Here is a 17,389-nt window from a genome sequence, read left to right as displayed (position 1 = left end):
GAACGAACGAGACGATTTTATCCGGATAACCCGGGTGAACGGACGTGCCTATCGTCCACGCAATCGCTGCCCACGATCAACACCAAGAAGGGAAAATAACCATGACTACCGCCACTGCCACCGCCGGTTCGACCCTCCTCACGCCGACCGATCACACTTTGATCCTGATCGACTTCCAGTCGCAGATGGCCTTCGCCACCAAGTCGATCGCGCCCGAGCTGCTCCGCAACAACGCCGCGCTCGTGTCGCAGGCGGCGGCCGGCTTCGGCGTCTCCACCATCCTCACCACTGTCGCGGAGAAGAGCTTCTCCGGCCCGATGTTCGACGAGATCAACGCGCCCTTCCCGGGGCAGAAGCTGCTCGACCGCACCAGCATGAACACCTGGGAAGACGAAGCCGTCATCGAGGAGGTCAATCGCATCGGAAAGGGCCGCATCGTCCTCGCCGGGCTTTGGACCAGCGTCTGCATCGTCGGTCCCGCGCTCTCCGCGCTCGACCAGGGCTTCGAAGTCTATGTCATCACCGACGCCAGCGGCGACATCTCGCCGGAAGCGCATGAGCGCGCCGTCGAGCGCATGGTCCAGGCCGGCGCCCGCCCGATCACCGCGCTTCAGTATCTGCTCGAGCTCCAGCGCGATTGGGCACGTGGCGAGACCTACGACATGACCACCGGCATCGCCCGCAAGTGGGGCGGCGCCTACGGCCTAGGCATCACCTACGCCAAGACGATGTTCAACGCCTCCGAAGGCGCGCATTGATCGTTACGCGGCCGACTCGACCGCGGGTCGGCCGTTCCTTTCGACACCATTGAAAAGGACATTCTGATGAGCACGATCACCGCGCAGGACGGCACCGAAATCTTCTTCAAGGACTGGGGTCCCAAGGACGCACAGCCGATCATGTTCCACCACGGCTGGCCGCTGTCGTCCGACGACTGGGACGCGCAGATGCTGTTCTTCCTCGAACAGGGCTTCCGCGTCGTCGCGCACGATCGCCGCGGGCACGGCCGCTCGGCACAGGTCGATCACGGCCATGACATGGCGACCTATGCCGCCGACGCCGCCGCGGTCGCCGAGCACCTCGATCTGCGCAACGCCATCCACATCGGCCACTCCACCGGTGGCGGCGAGGTGGCGGCCTATGTCGCCCGCCACGGCATCCCCGAGGGCCGCGTTGCCAAGGCGGTGCTGGTCAGCGCGGTGCCGCCGATCATGGCGAAGACCGATCGTTACGCCGGCGGCCTGCCAATCGAGGTGTTCGACGGCTTCCGCTCGGCACTTGCTGCGAACCGCGCGCAATTCTTCCACGATGTCGCGGCCGGCCCGTTCTACGGCTTCAACCGTGAAGGCGCCGACGTGAAGTCGGCGGTGGTCGAAAATTGGTGGCGTCAGGGCATGATGGGCAGCGCTCTCGCCCATTATCAGGGCATCAAGGCCTTCTCGGAGACCGACCAGACCGACGATCTCAAGGCGCTCACCGTGCCGACGCTCGTCCTCCACGGCGATGATGATCAGGTCGTGCCGTATCAGAACGCCGGCGTCCTCTCGGCCGACATCGCGCCCAACGCGACGCTGAAGATCTATCCCGGCTTCTCGCACGGCATGCTGACGGTGAACGCGGACGTGCTGAACGCCGACCTGCTCGCCTTCATACGCGGCTGAGAAGAGGGGAACGGCGCCATGAAGCCTTACATCCTTTCGCTTGGCGCCGGGCTGCTGATCGGCGTTATCTACACCCTGATCGACGTCCGTTCCCCCGCGCCGCCAGTCGTCGCGCTGATCGGGCTCGCCGGCATCCTCGCCGGCGAGCAGATCGTGCCGCTCGCACGGCGCCTCATCGATACTCCCGCGATCACCCGGCCGGAGCCACGACCATGACCGATCTCACCCGCCGCGGCCTCCTGGCCGGCGCCGCCGGCACCGCCCTGATTTCAGCCACCGAAAGCCTTGCCATGTCGCAGCAGCCAGACCTCATCATCACCAACGCCAAGGTGACGACGCTCGATCGATCGAACCCGGTCGCCCAGGCAGTCGCAATCCGCGACGGCAAGTTCCTCAGCGTCGGCAGCGAGGCCGAGGTGCGCGCAGCCACCCGCGGCACGCCGCAGGTGATCGACGCCAGGGGCCGCCGCCTGATCCCCGGCCTGATCGACAGCCACATCCACGTCATTCGCGGCGGGCTGAACTATAACATGGAGCTGCGCTGGGAGGGCGTACCCTCGCTCGCCGACGCCATGGCAATGTTGAAGCGTCAGGCGGAGAACACGCCGCCCCCGCAATGGGTGCGCGTCGTCGGCGGCTTCACCGAGCATCAGTTCGCCGAAAAGCGCCTGCCGACGATCGAGGAGATCAACGCCGCCGCGCCCGACACGCCGGTGTTCATCCTCCACCTCTACGATCGCGCTTTGCTCAACGCCGCCGCGCTGCGTGCGGTGGGCTATACCAGGGACACGCCCAACCCGCCGGGCGGCGAGATCGTGCGCGATGCGGCGGGCAATCCGACCGGGCTGCTGCTCGCCCAGCCCAACGCGACGATCCTCTACGCGACGCTCGCCAAGGGGCCAAAGCTGCCGGAGGAGTACCAGCTCAACTCGACCCGCCACTTCATGCGCGAGCTGAACTCGCTCGGCGTTACCAGCGTTATCGACGCCGGCGGTGGCTATCAGAACTACCCCGACGATTATCAGATCATCGAGAAGCTGCACGCGGACGATCAGCTGACGGTGCGCATCGCGTACAATCTGTTCACGCAGAAGCCCAAGGAGGAACTCAAGGACTTCGCCACTTGGTCGACCAAGGTGAAGCCGGGCGACGGCGACGACACCTACCGCCACAATGGCGCGGGCGAGATGCTCGTCTATTCCGCCGCCGACTTCGAGGATTTCCGCGTCGAGCGTCCCGACATGCCGCCGTCGATGGAGGGCGATCTCGAACCCGTCATCCGTCTGCTCGCCGAGCGCCGCTGGCCGTGGCGCCTCCACGCCACTTACGACCAGACGATCGGCCGCGCGCTCGACGTGTTCGAGAAGGTCAATCGCGACATTCCGCTCCAGGGCCTCAACTGGTTCTTCGACCATGCCGAGACGATCAGCCATCGCAACATCGACCGCATCGCCGCGCTCGGCGGCGGCATCGCCGTGCAGCACCGCATGGCGTTCCAGGGCGAGTACTTCGTCGAGCGCTACGGCGCCAAGGCGGCCGAGGCGACGCCGCCGATCCGCCGCATGATGGAGGCCGGCGTGCCGGTCGGCGCCGGCACCGACGCCACCCGCGTGGCGAGCTACAATCCCTGGGTCTCGCTGTCGTGGCTGGTCACCGGCAAGACCGTCGGCGGTCTGTCGCTTTATCCGGTGCGCAACCGTATAGACCGCGAGACCGCGCTGCGCCTCTGGACCGAGCGCAACACCTGGTTCTCCAACGAGGTTGGCAAGAAGGGCCAGATCAAGGCCGGCCAGCTCGCCGATCTCGCCTTGCTCTCGGACGACTATTTCGGCGTTGCGGAAGGCGACATCGCCCACCTGCGATCCGTCCTCACTGTCCTCGGCGGCAAGGTGGTGCATGGCGAAGGCGATTACAGCGCCATCGCCCCGGCGCTGCCCAGGCCGATGCCTGACTGGTCGCCCGTTGCCACGTTCGACGGCTATTATCGTGAGCCGCAAACCGCGCAGAAGCTCGCCTCCGCCTGCGGCTGCGCCACGGCCTGCAACGTCCACGGCCACGATCATGCCGCGGCGCTGGGCGCCAACGTCCCCGCCGCCGACGTCCAGAGCTTCTGGGGCGCGTTCGGCTGCGGCTGCTGGGCGGTCTGAGCCATGACGACCGACCCTTTCGCCCCCGTGCTGCGCGACCAGCGGTTCGCCATCGCCGCCGCCACGTTGCTGACCCTGCCTTACTGGACCAGCGGCTTGGCCAAGCTGGTCGACCTCTCCGGTGCGCTGGCGGAGGCCGAGCATTTCGGCCTGCACCCCGCCGCGGCGATCGTCGCGCTGACGATCCTGGTGCAGGTCGGCGGGGCGCTGCTGGTGATCGCCGGGAGGCTCGCCTGGCTCGGCGCCGGCGCGCTTGGCGTCTTCACCACAATCGCCACGCTGATCGCCCACCCGTTCTGGACCGTCGCCGATCCCATGGCGCGCTTCCATGAACGCAATAGCTTCCTTGAACATGCCGGGCTGATCGGCGGGCTGATGCTCGCGGCGATCGTGCGGGAGAAGACACGATGACCGACCAGATCGAGAAGCCGCTCTCCAGCCCCGTCTTCCGCGCACTGTGGATCGCCACGATTGTCTCCAACGTCGGCACTTGGATGCACGATGTCGGCGCCGGCTGGCTGATGACCTCGCTGTCCGCCAACCCGCTGATGGTGGCGCTGGTGCAGGCCGCGACCACCTTGCCGATGTTCCTCCTCGCGCTGCCCGCCGGCGCGCTCGCCGACATCGTCGATCGGCGCAAGCTGCTGATCGGCGCGCAATTATTTGGCCTTGTCGCTACTGCCTTGCTCGCCCTTGCCACCCTCGGCGGCCTGACCACCGCGCCGCTGCTGCTGGCGCTCACCGCCGCGATTGCCGTCGGCGCGGCACTGTCTGCGCCGACTTTCCAGGCGATCGTCCCCGAGCTGGTGCCGGGCAAGGCGCTGCAACAGGCGGTCGCGCTCAACAGCCTGGGCGTCAACATCGCCCGCGCGATCGGCCCGGCGCTGGGCGGCGTCATCATCGCCGCCGCCGGTACCGGCGCGGTCTTCGCCTTGAACGCCGTCTCGGTGTTCGGCGTCATCGCCGTTATCTATCGTTGGAAGCGAGACGTGCCACAGCGGCATCTGCCCGCCGAGCATTTCGTCGGCGCGATGCGCGCTGGCCTGCGCTACGCGCTTCGCGCGCCCGAGCTGAAGACGGTGCTGATCCGCTCCGTCGGCTTCTTCCTGTTCGCCAGCGCGCTGTGGGCGCTGCTGCCGGTGATCGCCCGGCGCGATCTCGGCCTCGGACCGGCCGGCTATGGCGGGCTGCTCACCTTCATGGGGCTGGGCGCGATCGCAGGCGCGGTGCTGATGCCGCGGCTGCGCGGGCGGCTCGGCGCGAACCGCACCACGGTGGCGGCCTCGCTGCTGCTTGCGCTGGCAATGGTCGGCCTCGCGCTCGCGCACAGCTTCGCGACCGCAGCGGCAGCGCTCATGGCAGGCGGCTTCGCCTGGATTGCGATGATGGCCTCGCTCAACGGCGGCGCGCAGGCGAGCTCGCCGGGCTGGGTCAAGGCGCGCGCGCTGGCGATCTACCTGCTCGTTTTCCAGGGATCGATGACCGCCGGATCGACCCTGTGGGGCAGCGTCGCCAGCCATGCCGGCGTGCCGACTACGCTCCTACTCGCCGCGGCGATCCTGGTGGGCGTGACGCTGGTGCTCGCCCTTCGCTTCCCACTCGACAGCATGGCCAAGCTCGACCTCGCGCCGTCGCTGCACTGGCCGGCGCCACTGGTCGAGGGCGATGTCGAGCATGATCGCGGCCCGGTGCTGATCACCATCGAATATTGCATTGATCCGGCGCAGGTGTCTGAGTTCTTCGCCGCGATGCAGGACATGCGCCGCATCCGCCGGCGTGACGGCGCGATCCATTGGGGGTTGTACGAGGATGCGGCCGAGCCCGGCCTGGTTCTCGAGACCTTCACCGTCGAGAGCTGGCTCGAGCATCTCCGCCAGCACGATCGGGTGACCAATGCCGATCGCGTCCAGCAGGATGCCGTCCGCGCCTTCCAGCGCGACGCCACCCCGCCGCTAGTCCGCCACCTGATCGCGCGATGATCCGCGCACTGTGTCTCGCCGCCCTGCTCGGCCTGTCGCTGCCCGCCGCGGCGCAGGTCGAGCAGACCAATCTGCGCTATGACGAGGACTGGTCGCAGCTGCGCAACGCGCCCAACCGCGACGCCGATTGGTGGCACCGGCTCAAGGATCGTCCGCTCGACCGCGACGGCACCTTCAGCCTCACCCTCGGCGCCGAGGCGCGCGCTCGCTACGAAGGCTTCGACAACAATCTCTGGGGCCTGCCGCCGGCACCCGACGACGGCTATCTGTGGCTGCGGCTACTGCCGCTCGCCGACGTCCATGCCGGCCCGGTCCGCGCCTTCGTCCAGGGCATCGCCGGCTATGCGGTCGGCGTCGGGGCCGGCGCGGGTCCGGCCGACGAAACCGGGATCGACTTGCTCCAGGGCTTTGCAGACCTGGCGCTGCCGCTCGGCGACCGCACCAGGGTGACGCTGCGCGGCGGGCGCGAGCTGATCGCGCTCGGCTCGGAGCGGCTGGTCGGGCTGCGCTACGGTCCCAACATTCCTCAGGCGTTTGACGGCGTTCGGCTGATGCTCGACCACGGCGGCGCGCAGCTCCAAGCGCTCCACCTGAAGCCGGTGGCGGTCGGTCCCGGCGACTTCGACGACCGCACCTCCCAAACCCGCCGGCTTGACGGGATCTACGCGACGCTGCCGCTCGCCAGTGGCGTCAAGGCCGACCTCTATTGGCTGCGCTACGGCAATGATGACGCCCGTTTCGCCGAGGTCACCGCACGCGAGCGGCGCGACACCTATGGCGCCCGCCTGTTCGGCAGCCATGGCGACCTTAGCTGGGACTGGGAAGCGATGCTTCAGCGCGGCCGCTTCGGCGGGGCGGAGATCCGCGCCTGGTCGATCGCCAGCGAGACCGCTTATGCCTTTACCCGGGCGCCGCTCGCCCCGCGCCTGCGGCTGCGCGCCAACCTCGCCAGCGGCGACCGTGACACCGGCGACGCCACGCTCGGCACGTTCAACGCGCTGTTCCCCAAGGGCAAGTATTTCGGCGAGCTATCGCCGATCGGCCCGCGCAACATCGTCAACCTCCACCCGAGCGTCGATGTCGATCTCGGCCGCGGCATCACCGCCGAGCTTGCCGGCGTCGCCTATTGGCGCGCGCGCCGTGGCGACGGCGTGTACGACGTTCCCGGCCAGCTGATCCGCCTCGCCGGCGGCAGCGACGCACGCCATATCGGCAACCAAGTCGAACTGCTGCTCGGCTGGCAGGCGAGCACGATCCTCTCCTTCTCGGTCTCCGCCTCGCTGTTCGCGCCGGGCGACTTCCTGCGCGAGACCGGTCCGGCCAAGCCGATCCACTTGCTCGGTGCTGAGGCGATGTTCCGCTTCTAGATGTCACTAAGCTCGGCAAGCTCGGCATCGTTCTTGCCAAGCGCGACGAACTGGTCGAGCAGCCAGGCGGCAGCAGGACCAGGTGGCGTGTCGCGCCGCCAGATCGCGCCGAAGCGATAGGTGCCGCCGCGATGATCGGGCATGACGAGGCGCACCAGCGTGCCCGCGATCAGATCGCCCTCGATCATTGGCAGCGGCATGTTGCCCCAGCCGATCCCCTCGCGCAGCAGCGCGTGCTTGGCGCCGAGATCGGCGAGCCGCCAGGTTTTGTGGCTCATCACCGAGAAATCCTGGCCCTCGGTGAAGCGCGAGCGATCGGTGAGGACGAGCTGGGTATGGCCGCGCGCGGCGCCCGGCGGGATCGCCTCCATTCGCCCGAGTGGATGATCCGGTGCCGCCACCGGCACCATCGGCACCGAGCCCGCCGCGACGCACTCGATACCGTCCACCCCGGCGGCGAGTGGGCCGGACAGGCCGAGCACCGCGGTGCGATCGAGTACCATCGCCGCGACTGCGCCGAGCGCCTCTACATGCAGCCGCAGCGACACGGTGGGAAATTCGCGCGCGAACTCGCGCAGGATCCTGCCCAGCCGCTCGGTCGGCAGCATCACATCGACGGCGAGATCGACCTCGGCCTCGAGCCCCTCGATCAGCCCGCGCACCTTGGCGCGCAGCCCGTCGATCCCTTCGCCCACCGACCGCGCCTCGGCCAGCACCGCGCGGCCGGCGACGGTGAGCCTAGGCTTGCGCGTCCCTTCGCGCTCGAACAGCGTCAGGCCGAGTTGCGCCTCTAGATTGACGATGCCATAGCTGATGACCGACACCGCGCGATTGAGCTTGCGCCCGGCCGCGGCGAAGCTGCCCTCGTCGACGATGGCGAGGAAGATGCGCAGCTGATCGAAGGTCGGCGTGCCCGGATTGCTCACTATTCAACTCTCTCGAACGAATTGGTCGACTTTATCCCTCTGACTGGAACGCGCTGCAAGCGCCAGATGAGAGCAGACGCCGGCGCCCCCGCCGGCCCCGGAGACTCTCGATGATCGACCTTCGCCCCTTCGACACCCTCGGCGGCGCCAACCATGGCTGGCTCGATGCCAAGCACCATTTCTCCTTCGCCGAATATCACGATCCCGCCCGTACCAGCTGGGGCAATCTGCGCGTGTGGAACGACGACACGATCGCGCCGGGGACCGGCTTTCCGCCACACCCGCATCGCGACATGGAGATCATCACCTATGTTCGCGAGGGCGCGATCACCCACCAGGACAGCCTGGGCAACAAGGGCCGCACCGAGGCCGGGGACGTCCAGGTGATGAGCGCGGGTACCGGCGTGCGCCACTCCGAATATAATTTAGAGGACATAACGACTAGGATCTTCCAGATCTGGATCGTCCCCACCCGGAGCGGCGACGCGCCGCAATGGGGCGCCAAGCCCTTCCCCAAGGGCGAGCGCGCCGGGCAGTTCGTGACACTTGCCAGCGGCTATGAGGGCGACCACGAGGCGCTGCCGATCCGCACCGATGCGCGGGTGGTCGGTGCGACGATCAAGGCCGGCGAGACGGCGCAGTACCCGCTCGGCAAGAATCGCAAGGCGTATCTGGTGCCGGCGACCGGCGCGGTCGAGATCGACGGCATGCGGGTGAATGCCCGCGACGGCGCGGCGATCCGCGATGTGGAGGTGCTGACCGTCACCGCGATCAACGACGCCGAGATCGTGATGGTGGACGCCGCTTGAATGGGACGCGCGTTGGGGAACCGGCGCGCGCCTTTCCTGAAGGAGAAGAAACGATGATTCAGTTTCGCGACCGCAACGCGCGCGGCCGGCATCGCGGTGCGATGGTCGATGCCTATCACACCTTCTCCTTCGCCGATTTCCATGATCCGCGGCATATGGGCTTTCGCGACCTGCGCGTGCTCAACGAGGATATCGTGATGCCGGGCGTCGGCTTTCCCGAGCACAGCCACCAGGACATAGAGATTGTGACGATCGTGCTGAAGGGCACGATTGCGCACCGCGACAGCCTCGGCAACGAGCGCTGGATCCGCGCCGGAGAGGTGCAGCGGATGAGCGCTGGCACCGGTATCCTCCATAGCGAGTTGAACCCCAGCGGCGACGAACGTGCGCACGCGCTGCAGATCTGGATCATCCCGCAAGCGCGCGGCGGCGTGCCCTCCTACGAGCAACGCGCCTTCCCACGGGAGGAACGGCGCAATCAATGGGTGCGGATCGCCAGTGCGGATGGCAGCGAGCACTCGCTGGCGTTGCACCAGGACGCGCAGATGGAACTGGCCCGCCTCGACTGGGATGCGGCACTGGAGCGGCCGTTGTCGCCTGCGCGTGGCTACTGGGTGCAGATCCTTAGCGGCATAATTGGCCTGAATGGAACCGAAATGCGCGAGGGCGACGGCGCTGCAATGACGGGAGAGGAGATGTTGACGATCGAAGCTGAAACTCAAGCAGAGGTGCTGCTCATCGATCTGCCTTGATCAGACAGCTTTGCCGTGAAATGTGGCCTTCGCACCTACAGATCGCAGCTTGTGAGATCATTCGATTGATCAGGCAACGAGATCTGGTCGGCAGCCCCCGCCCGCTCGAAGCGCCCAGCGGCGGCTGCTTTCTACGATTCTCGACTGGAAAGCCGCCGGTCGGCTCCCGGCCCAGTAGCAGTCGATATGGGGGTTTGGTCGGGCGAACACAGAATGTCGGCTTCTGTTAAACTCTGCCATTCGGTGAGCGGCTTGCGAACGGCAGCAATGTCCCACTTTGTCTCATTCTAACGGCCGCTCATCGAGGCGGCGAACGGACATGAACGAACGTCTGATGTTTGGAAGCGCGTAACGACTGCTGAATGTCGTCTTGTGGGTCAGACTGCCAATATGCCTTGATGAATAGGCTTATCCGGAGAGTTAACTTTGCAAGCGTTTTCAATAAATGATCAATTTTTTAGCGCACCCCATCTCTGGATATTGTCGTGTAGGGTCAGGCGAAGCGCGGTTCCAGACGGCGCGTGATTTTCGATGGTGAGCTGTGCTCCCATTTGTCTAGCAAGGCTGCTCACGACTTTCAGGCCCAGACTTTTCGAATGATTCAAATCGAAGCCCGACGGCAAACCAGCACCATCGTCAAGGACACAAAGCTCTATTACCCCATCTTGACGAGCAAGGCTGACCGTGATCACGCCAACATCCTGGCGGGCGAAGCCATGTTCCATTGCGTTGGCAATGCCTTCCGCCATAATGAGGGCAAGGGGGATTGCTGCATCGGGAGCAAGAAGGATCCCAGACTCTGCATGGATCTGGTGTACAATGCCCGGCTTGCTGTCTGCGGCAGATAGATCCGCCATAAGGTCGCGCAGGAATACATCGAGAGGTACCTGCTCACCTGCCGTCGAATACAGCTGCCGCTGAATGCGACCAATGAGCTGAAGTTTGGTTGAGGCGTCGGCGAGAACCAATCGCGCTGTTGGATCGATAACCTGGCGTTGCTGCAGTGACAGCATGGCGCCGACCATCTGGATGTTGTTGGATACCCGGTGCTGTAGCTCACTGAAGAGCAGCTCTGTCCGTTGCGCCAAGTGCTGCTGCTCTGCCGCCAAGCGTGAAGATCGCTGATTAGCACGCTGCATGGCATGTATAAGGCCGATATCGACCGCAACAACACCAGCGTAGAAGCCGAGCGCCACGAGCGTACGTCCCGTGAAATCGAATGTGTAAGCCGGTGGTATGAAGAAGTACCAAGCCAAAAAGCCACAAACGATCGCCGACAGCGTTCCAGGCCCCCGCCCAAACAGGAAAGACGTGACAATGACGGCCGGAAAGAATGTCAGGTAGGGAAAGCCTGGGGGAAACGCGTAATCCAATTCCCAACGGATCCACCATGCCAGGGCAGCCAGCAGCAGCGCTGTTGCATAGGCCAGCGCTTGACGCTCCTGAAGCAGCGGCAACTGCTCCAGAACACGACGCTTTATCCTCATCTTGCCCTACGCACCCCTTTGTTGCCACCTACCCCTGCGCGATCACGCGGGCGGTTGCAATTCCCGACACTCCGTCGCCTTCATCCGACTTGTGACGGGCGTCGTGGATGGAAGAACGTTCAAGCCTCGAACTTCACCTTGTTACGCAGGATGGGGTGTCAGTTGCCGCTTATTGAGCAATACGACGTGCCATTGGATCATTGCCCTGATCGGCTGCAACTGACCCTGCAGTACGCCCTGCTGCATCTCGTGCCGCCCGGTCCGCGCCAGCGGCCAAAAGCATGTCGACCTGGCGCGTACGGTTGAACAGTGATGCCATCATCAGCGCGGTTTGCCCGGCCTTGTTACGGGCATTGACGTCACACCCGGCTTTTAAGAGACGCGCGGCAACCGCATCCTCGCCCTTGAAGGCGACGCCCATCTGCGCCGTATTCCCCTGGTCACGATCGGGGCGGCAGGCGTCCGCACCCTGCGCCATCAGCGCGTCCACGGTGGAGAGTTGACCGTTATAGGCCGCCAGGATCAGCGGCGTGAAACCACGATCGTCATAAGCATTGATGTCGACCCCTGCCTTTACCAACGGATCGATCATGTCGGCGCGACCCAGCTTGGCGGCCTCGAATAGCAGATGCTGGCGGCGTTCTGGAGATGGCAGCGCGACTGGCACGCGTTCGGCGGCCACGGCCTGGTTGAGCGCCGCAGCATACAGCGCTGTCAAAAAGGTGATCATCGTCGTTCCTGAAGGTTGGCAGGCGTGGGCGGCTAACGATCCCACCCACGCCTTTTGATCAGCGGGCGTTCTGGTCGGGGTTAGCCGCGCGGTATTCAGTGACCGCACGCGTCACGTCGACGATCGGCACCTGCACTGCGGTTGCAAGGCGGGAGCCAAAATCCTTATCCGCCTGGTAGAAGTAGCTGACCATGATCGTCTTGGTGCGAGCCGAGGTCACGACATTCAAGTCACCCGCCAAATTCGCGATCAGGTCTGCTTTGTCCTGATCCTTCAGCGCTCGGTAGAAGCGGCCGGCCTGCGCGAAGTTGTTCGTCTTGGCGATCGGTTTCGCGTCCACCGTTGCATCCACCACGTAGGGTGCTGCCCGGAAACGAGCTTCTGTCGCCTTCGCAGCGGTTGCGGCCGGGAAGTAGTTGACGTCCGAGGTGCGGGTGGCCTGGTCGAGCTGACCGTCCTGATAATTGTTTAGGACGGGCGCAAGCGGCCGGTTCACCGGCAGCTGCATGACGTTGGCACCGATGCGATAGCGCTGCGTATCCGAATAGGAGAATAGTCGCCCCTGGAGCATGCGATCGGGCGATGCCTCGATCCCTGGTACCATGTTGGCAGGCGCAAAGGCAGACTGCTCGGTATATTCAAAGAAGTTCGTCGGCACCTTGTTTAGTGTCATCTCGCCGATCTTGCGGAACGGCACGCCCAGCCACTCCTTGGTGTCGTCAAACGGGTTGTAGTCGAGCTTAGCGAAATCCGACGGCTTCATGGTTTGCACCATCAGGTCCCAGACAGGGTGATTTCCCTTGGCGATCTCGCCGTACAGATCGTCGGTCAGGTAGTTCCACGAGGCGGTCGCCACCTGCGGCCCGTTCAGGTTGCGCACGCCTTGGCGGCTGATCCAGCGGAACTTCGCAAAGATCGTCTCACCCTTGGCATTGACCAGCTTGAAGGCATGGACGCCGTTACCGTCCATGGTGCGGTACGAGGCGGGCGTGCCGAGGTTTGAGTAGACATGCGTCAGCATGTTCGTCGCCTCGGGCGTAGCCGAGAAGAAGTCGAAGAAGCGGTTCGGATCCTGCTTGTTCGTGACCGGCGACGGCTTCAGCGAGTGGATCATGTCCGGGAACTGGATCGCATCGCGAATGAAGAAGATGGGCAGGTTGTTACCGACCAGATCCCAGTTGCCCTGATCAGTGTAGAATTTAGTCGCAAAGCCGCGTGGATCGCGCATCCCCTCCGGGCTGCCCGAGGGATGGATCACCGTGGAGAAGCGGACAAAGACCGGTGTCTGCTTGCCAGGCACGAACAGCGAAGCGCTGGTGAGGTTTGAAATGTCCGCGGTCGCGGAGAACACACCGTGTGCACCAGTGCCGCGCGCGTGCACGACGCGTTCCGGCACTCGCTCACGGTCGAAGCGTGCCAGCTTCTCGATCAGAGTGGTGTCCTCCAGCAGCACGGGGCCGAGGTCACCGACAGCCTTCGAATTGCGATTCTCGCCGATCGGCGCCCCGTTGTCGTGGGTCATCTGCGGTGCAGAAGCACTGCCAACATCGCCTTTGGCATCCACGGTGCCGGTGACGCCGGCCTGGGCAAGCAGGGGCTTGTTAGCGCTGACAGGCGCCGCGGTTGTTGTCATGCGTGTTTCCGCCTGGGTGTCAGCTGGTGCCACCATTTGCGCCCCAGCGGGATGCGCCATAGCGGCTGCGGAAACGGCTCCAAGTGCGACCGCCAAGACTTGGCGCTTCGTCGGTCTTGTCATCTAAACCCCTTGTTATTCTGCGCCGTATGACGGCTCTTCCACACGCATCGTGCGGAAGGGCCGCGCCTCTGGACGAGAGAAGGGACGGAGCCAAACGAGCGGTTTTCATGACAGTGATCGAGTCGGCTGGCGGTTGAGCTAAGCCGCACAGCCGGCCCGACCGCCATGTTTGAGGGGTGGCTTTGATAACGGGATGATTTCAGGCTGCGGAGGTGATGGCCGAGATTGAACGGGGCTTCAGCATCATCGTCTGCCTGATGCTCTCGGGATCGGCCAAGGTGCGCGACGGCCGCCCGATGAGATACCCTTGTATCGCAGAGCATCCCTCACGCGCGACGATCGAAAGCTGCGAAGGCTCTTCGATGCCTTCCGCCAGGACCCGCATTTGCAGCGTGGCACCAAGGCTGGCCACCGATCGCAGGATCGATACGGCCTGCTCGTCATGCTCGATCTCGGCAACGAATGATGCATCGAGCTTGATGCAGTCGAACGGCACCGATCGCAGAACATCGAGCGAGGAGTAACCAACGCCGAAATCGTCCAGCGCTATGGCTATTCCCATGGCTTTCAGCGCGCGGAGTTGTGCGAGCGCGAAGCGGCGATCATGGATGATCGCACTTTCTGTCAGTTCCAAGGTCAGGCGTCCGGCTGGTAATCCGCTGTCAGCCAGCGCGGCACGAACGGTATCGATGAGGCGCGGATCACTCAGATGTTTCGGTGACAGGTTCACCGACACATTATGCTGGTCCGGCCACAACGCCGCTTCGAAGCAGGCTCGACGCAAGATCCAGATGCTGAGCGGCACGATCTCGCCGCTTTCTTCGGCCAGCGGGATAAAGGCCGCAGGCGAAATCATGCCCCTGGCCGGATGGTGCCAGCGCACCAGCGCTTCGTAGCCCGTAATCTCCCCGGTCGCGACCGCGGCCTGTACCTGGAAATGAAGCTCGAACGCTTCGGTTTCTATCGCGGTCCGAAGGTCGGCGACAAGCTCGCGCCGGATACGCGCGGCATCGTCCATTTCGGCGTCGTAGAAGCACGGTTCTGCTGAATGGGCGGACTTTGCCCGGTACATCGCCAGATCAGCTTTCGCGAGCAAGGCATCGGCATCGAAACCGTCATGCACCGCCAGAGCGACACCGATGTTGGCACCGATCGCAGCGGTGAACCGATCGAACACGAACGGCGCAACAAAGGCGGTGCGTAGGCGGTCAAGGAAATCGGTGAGATCTTGTGGTTCGTCATAGGATATGATCGCGGCAAACTCGTCGCCGCCCAACCGCCCGACACATTCCTCGGGCTTCAAAAGGGCCGTCAACCGGGCGGCCAGCGCCATCAGAAGCTGGTCGCCGGCCTGGTGCCCGTAGGTGTCGTTGACCACCTTGAAGCGGGAAAGGTCCATCATGACGACGGCCATGCAGGCATAGCCGCCCTTCACCAGGAAACGACGCTCCAACTCTTCGATAAAGCTCATGCGATTTGGTAGATCGGTGAGGCCGTCATGCAACGCCATGCGACGCAAGCGGCGGTAGGACTCGCTTTGCGTATGGCCGTCGATCAGGGCACTTATCGCTGCGCAGCCGACGATGATGAGTGATGCAACGGCCGTGGCAATGGCAAGGCCAACCATTGTCAGGTCAGACAGACCATCGCCCAGCTTCAGCACGGTGATGCTCATTGCCGCCATGCCTGTGAAATGCAGCGCAGCGACGGCGAGGCTCAATAGTAATACCGCGTGTATTCGCCGCCATGGCCGGCGCGTGGTCAGCAGGTGGAAAGCGAGCGCGCCGAGTGCGACTGACAGCAGCACCGATGCCACGACATAGCCCCAGGCCCAGATTACGATGCCGTCGACCCGGTAAGCGGCCATGCCCAGGTAATGCATAAGCGAGATGGCAATCCCGACGATGCCGCCTCCGGCGAGGCCGCCCCATCGCTTGCGCGAGGCGGCAGCGGCCAGACCGGGTACCGCCAGCCCGATAGCGGCGAGCAGCGACAGGAGCGTCAGCAGGGGATCAAGCACGACCGGCGCGTGAGCACGAAAAGCCATCATCGCAACGAAGTGCGTGGCCCAGACCATGGTCCCTGTGGCGACGGCCGCCAGCAACACCCAGCCCAGCCGGCTTTTGCCGCTTGCCAATTTGATGCGGCCAAACAGCTGGATGGTCGCCGATGACCCGATGAGACAGACCAACAAGGCCAAGGCGATGAGCCGTGCGTCGTGTTCCTGGGCGATGCACAAGGCTACGCGCATCATGCGGCATGTCCCCACAAGTCCAGACGGTTTTCCAGTGACATAGCAGCCTGGCGGGCAAGACCCAGAAGATAGGCTTTTTGATCGTTGGAGGCCGGCGCTCGATGGGCCGTATCAACCACGCAGAGGGCGCCGACATCGATACCATTCAGCAGGCGTAGTCGCGCACCGATATAATAGCGGACGTGCGGTTCCCCGAGGACGCCAGGCAACGTGGCGAAGCGCGGATCACGCTGCGGGTCACAGCATTCCAGGACGTTCGCGCAACCGAGCGTATAGCTGCAGAAGCCTTCATCACGCGGCATGCAGCCTGTTGGAAAACCGTGGCCAGCCGTGACAATCTGTTTGTCACCATGGATCAGCGACATCGCCGCCATCGGAGCGGCAAAGGCGGAAGCAGCGGCGTTGACGAAGCGGTCGAAAACCGGCCCCGGCGACGGGTCCGGGCCGGTCAATTCGCGAACCGCCAGGGAACGGCGGTGTTCACGAAACAGAGATTTGAGCATCGGCTTTCCGTATCGTCGCAGTAAATCCGCTACATGGGGGAACGTGTGCTAACAGCTGACTAACTTACCGAAATAAGAGGGAAAACTTTGATCCAGCGGCGGCCGAGACGGTTCATGCGCGTTTGCGGTCTGATGCTGTTAATCAGGCTATGGCGCTGACGGCAGTGGCAATGAGGCGGGAAGCAGGTCGTAGATCGTTGCTGGGCGGCATTTCGTCCCCAAAGGCTCCGTCTTCTGGGTCAGAGACGCTTATCAGGAAGCTACCACCGCCACATGGCGGTGAACAGATTATCGCGACGCTGCGTTGCACATCCTCAATCAAGGAGAATGCAGTGGTTCAAGTACCAGACGGCCCTGGTGATAACTCGAAGGGCAAAGCGGCAAGCCGTGTCGCTGCACCTTTGCTGGCAGGCTACATGATACTGGCGCTGCTTGCGGCGTTCGCGATGATGTATCTCTATGTCATCCGTACCGGGTGATTAGACGAAGGCCGGCTCTATATCGCTTGAAATATTCGATAATCTGAAAAGAGATCTTCCGCTTGAAGACAGAAAATCGGCCGCACATGCGCGGGATCAATATCGTCACAGCGATCTGTGGCATTCTTGCTCTAGGTGGAACGCTGGCACTTGGCTTGCTGGAGGAAAAGCACGCCGAGAAGAACGGCGTACCAACCGCCGCTGAACAATCTGCACAGCGCCGCAATGTCGAACGGCGGGGCGCGCGGGTCGCTGAGCCAGCAATTACCGACGCAACTGCTCAATAGCGGGCAGGATAATGAAACGAGCGGCCGCTCACCTCGACGCTGGTGCTGGATGTAGACTTTCGCTGACCGAAAGTGAACGAACGGCCGGTATATGGGAGTTGGGAACAGCCTTTCAATGGCAGATTGTGGGTCTCTTCGCGCCGCCTTCGGTTACCCAATACGTTGCACCTGTACCCCGTACTGTGCAACTCGCTAATAGACGGGTTGTGCGGTGACGTAATGTCAGTAATTCAACGCGCGGGGTTGATACAT

16 protein-coding genes and 1 pseudogene are annotated in these 17,389 nt (G+C 64.0%); 11 read left to right on the top strand and 6 right to left on the bottom strand.

The window, feature by feature from the left end; genetic code table 11:
• Positions 1–101: 101 nt before the first annotated feature.
• The 7 genes and pseudogenes from OXR08_RS11060 (at position 102) to OXR08_RS11030 (ending at position 7,154) form a co-directional block, all read left to right on the top strand.
• Entirely contained in the window at positions 102–758 is a 657-nt protein-coding gene (locus OXR08_RS11060) for a hydrolase (protein ID WP_267349846.1), read from the top strand.
• Between the two features lie 66 nt (positions 759–824).
• The gene (locus OXR08_RS11055; RefSeq protein WP_267349823.1) at positions 825–1,661 is read left to right on the top strand and encodes an alpha/beta hydrolase; all 837 of its coding nucleotides are present in this window, start codon (positions 825–827) and stop codon (positions 1,659–1,661) included.
• Between the two features lie 18 nt (positions 1,662–1,679).
• Positions 1,680–1,841 (top strand): annotated as a pseudogene (locus tag OXR08_RS11050) (DUF1427 family protein); the annotation flags it as partial.
• Positions 1,842–1,873: 32 nt separating this feature from the next.
• Positions 1,874–3,808 (top strand): amidohydrolase, encoded by a 1,935-nt coding sequence (locus OXR08_RS11045; RefSeq protein ID WP_267349821.1) that lies wholly within the window; start codon positions 1,874–1,876, stop codon positions 3,806–3,808.
• A gap of 3 nt (positions 3,809–3,811) precedes the next feature.
• Positions 3,812–4,219, top strand: a complete 408-nt coding sequence (locus tag OXR08_RS11040; RefSeq protein ID WP_267349819.1) for a DoxX family protein — start codon at positions 3,812–3,814, stop codon at positions 4,217–4,219.
• Entirely contained in the window at positions 4,216–5,787 is a 1,572-nt protein-coding gene (locus OXR08_RS11035; protein ID WP_267349817.1) for an MFS transporter, read from the top strand. Before OXR08_RS11040 ends, OXR08_RS11035 begins: the two co-directional genes overlap by 4 nt.
• The gene (locus OXR08_RS11030; RefSeq protein ID WP_267349815.1) at positions 5,784–7,154 is read left to right on the top strand and encodes an alginate export family protein; all 1,371 of its coding nucleotides are present in this window, start codon (positions 5,784–5,786) and stop codon (positions 7,152–7,154) included. The genes OXR08_RS11035 and OXR08_RS11030 overlap by 4 nt, the downstream gene beginning before the upstream one ends.
• On the opposite strand, the gene OXR08_RS11025 is transcribed toward OXR08_RS11030, so the two are convergent.
• Positions 7,151–8,080, bottom strand: a complete 930-nt coding sequence (locus OXR08_RS11025) for a LysR family transcriptional regulator (protein ID WP_267349813.1) — start codon at positions 8,078–8,080, stop codon at positions 7,151–7,153. The genes OXR08_RS11030 and OXR08_RS11025 overlap by 4 nt on opposite strands.
• 110 nt (positions 8,081–8,190) lie before the next feature.
• Here OXR08_RS11025 and OXR08_RS11020 point away from each other — a divergent pair, with 110 nt between their 5' ends.
• Complete coding sequence (locus OXR08_RS11020; protein WP_267349811.1) at positions 8,191–8,889, top strand: pirin family protein; 699 nt, start codon at positions 8,191–8,193, stop codon at positions 8,887–8,889.
• A 53-nt stretch (positions 8,890–8,942) separates the two neighbouring features.
• Positions 8,943–9,641, top strand: a complete 699-nt coding sequence (locus OXR08_RS11015) for a pirin family protein (RefSeq protein ID WP_267349809.1) — start codon at positions 8,943–8,945, stop codon at positions 9,639–9,641.
• Positions 9,642–10,090: 449 nt separating this feature from the next.
• On the opposite strand, the gene OXR08_RS11010 is transcribed toward OXR08_RS11015, so the two are convergent.
• The 5 genes from OXR08_RS11010 to OXR08_RS10990 form a co-directional block, all read right to left on the bottom strand.
• Positions 10,091–11,128 (bottom strand): DUF4118 domain-containing protein, encoded by a 1,038-nt coding sequence (locus tag OXR08_RS11010; protein ID WP_267349807.1) that lies wholly within the window; start codon positions 11,126–11,128, stop codon positions 10,091–10,093.
• 169 nt (positions 11,129–11,297) lie between these two features.
• Complete coding sequence (locus OXR08_RS11005) at positions 11,298–11,855, bottom strand: ankyrin repeat domain-containing protein (protein WP_267349844.1); 558 nt, start codon at positions 11,853–11,855, stop codon at positions 11,298–11,300.
• Positions 11,856–11,916: 61 nt separating this feature from the next.
• On the bottom strand, positions 11,917–13,551 hold the full coding sequence (locus OXR08_RS11000; protein ID WP_276589446.1) for a catalase: 1,635 nt from the start codon (positions 13,549–13,551) through the stop codon (positions 11,917–11,919).
• 262 nt (positions 13,552–13,813) lie between these two features.
• Entirely contained in the window at positions 13,814–15,868 is a 2,055-nt protein-coding gene (locus tag OXR08_RS10995; RefSeq protein ID WP_267349805.1) for an EAL domain-containing protein, read from the bottom strand.
• Positions 15,865–16,371, bottom strand: a complete 507-nt coding sequence (locus OXR08_RS10990; RefSeq protein ID WP_267349803.1) for a GAF domain-containing protein — start codon at positions 16,369–16,371, stop codon at positions 15,865–15,867. The genes OXR08_RS10995 and OXR08_RS10990 overlap by 4 nt, the downstream gene beginning before the upstream one ends.
• 149 nt (positions 16,372–16,520) lie before the next feature.
• Between OXR08_RS10990 and OXR08_RS10985 the strand changes: the two genes are divergently transcribed.
• Positions 16,521–16,850, top strand: coding sequence for a hypothetical protein (locus OXR08_RS10985; RefSeq protein WP_267349801.1), 330 nt, complete (start codon positions 16,521–16,523; stop codon positions 16,848–16,850).
• A 62-nt stretch (positions 16,851–16,912) separates the two neighbouring features.
• Complete coding sequence (locus tag OXR08_RS10980; RefSeq protein ID WP_267349799.1) at positions 16,913–17,137, top strand: hypothetical protein; 225 nt, start codon at positions 16,913–16,915, stop codon at positions 17,135–17,137.
• Positions 17,138–17,389: the final 252 nt, after the last annotated feature.

The organism is Sphingomonas sp. GM_Shp_2, assembly GCF_026540875.1.
Lineage (GTDB): Bacteria > Pseudomonadota > Alphaproteobacteria > Sphingomonadales > Sphingomonadaceae > Sphingomonas > Sphingomonas carotinifaciens.
This window is presented reverse-complemented; position numbering and strand designations above follow the sequence as displayed.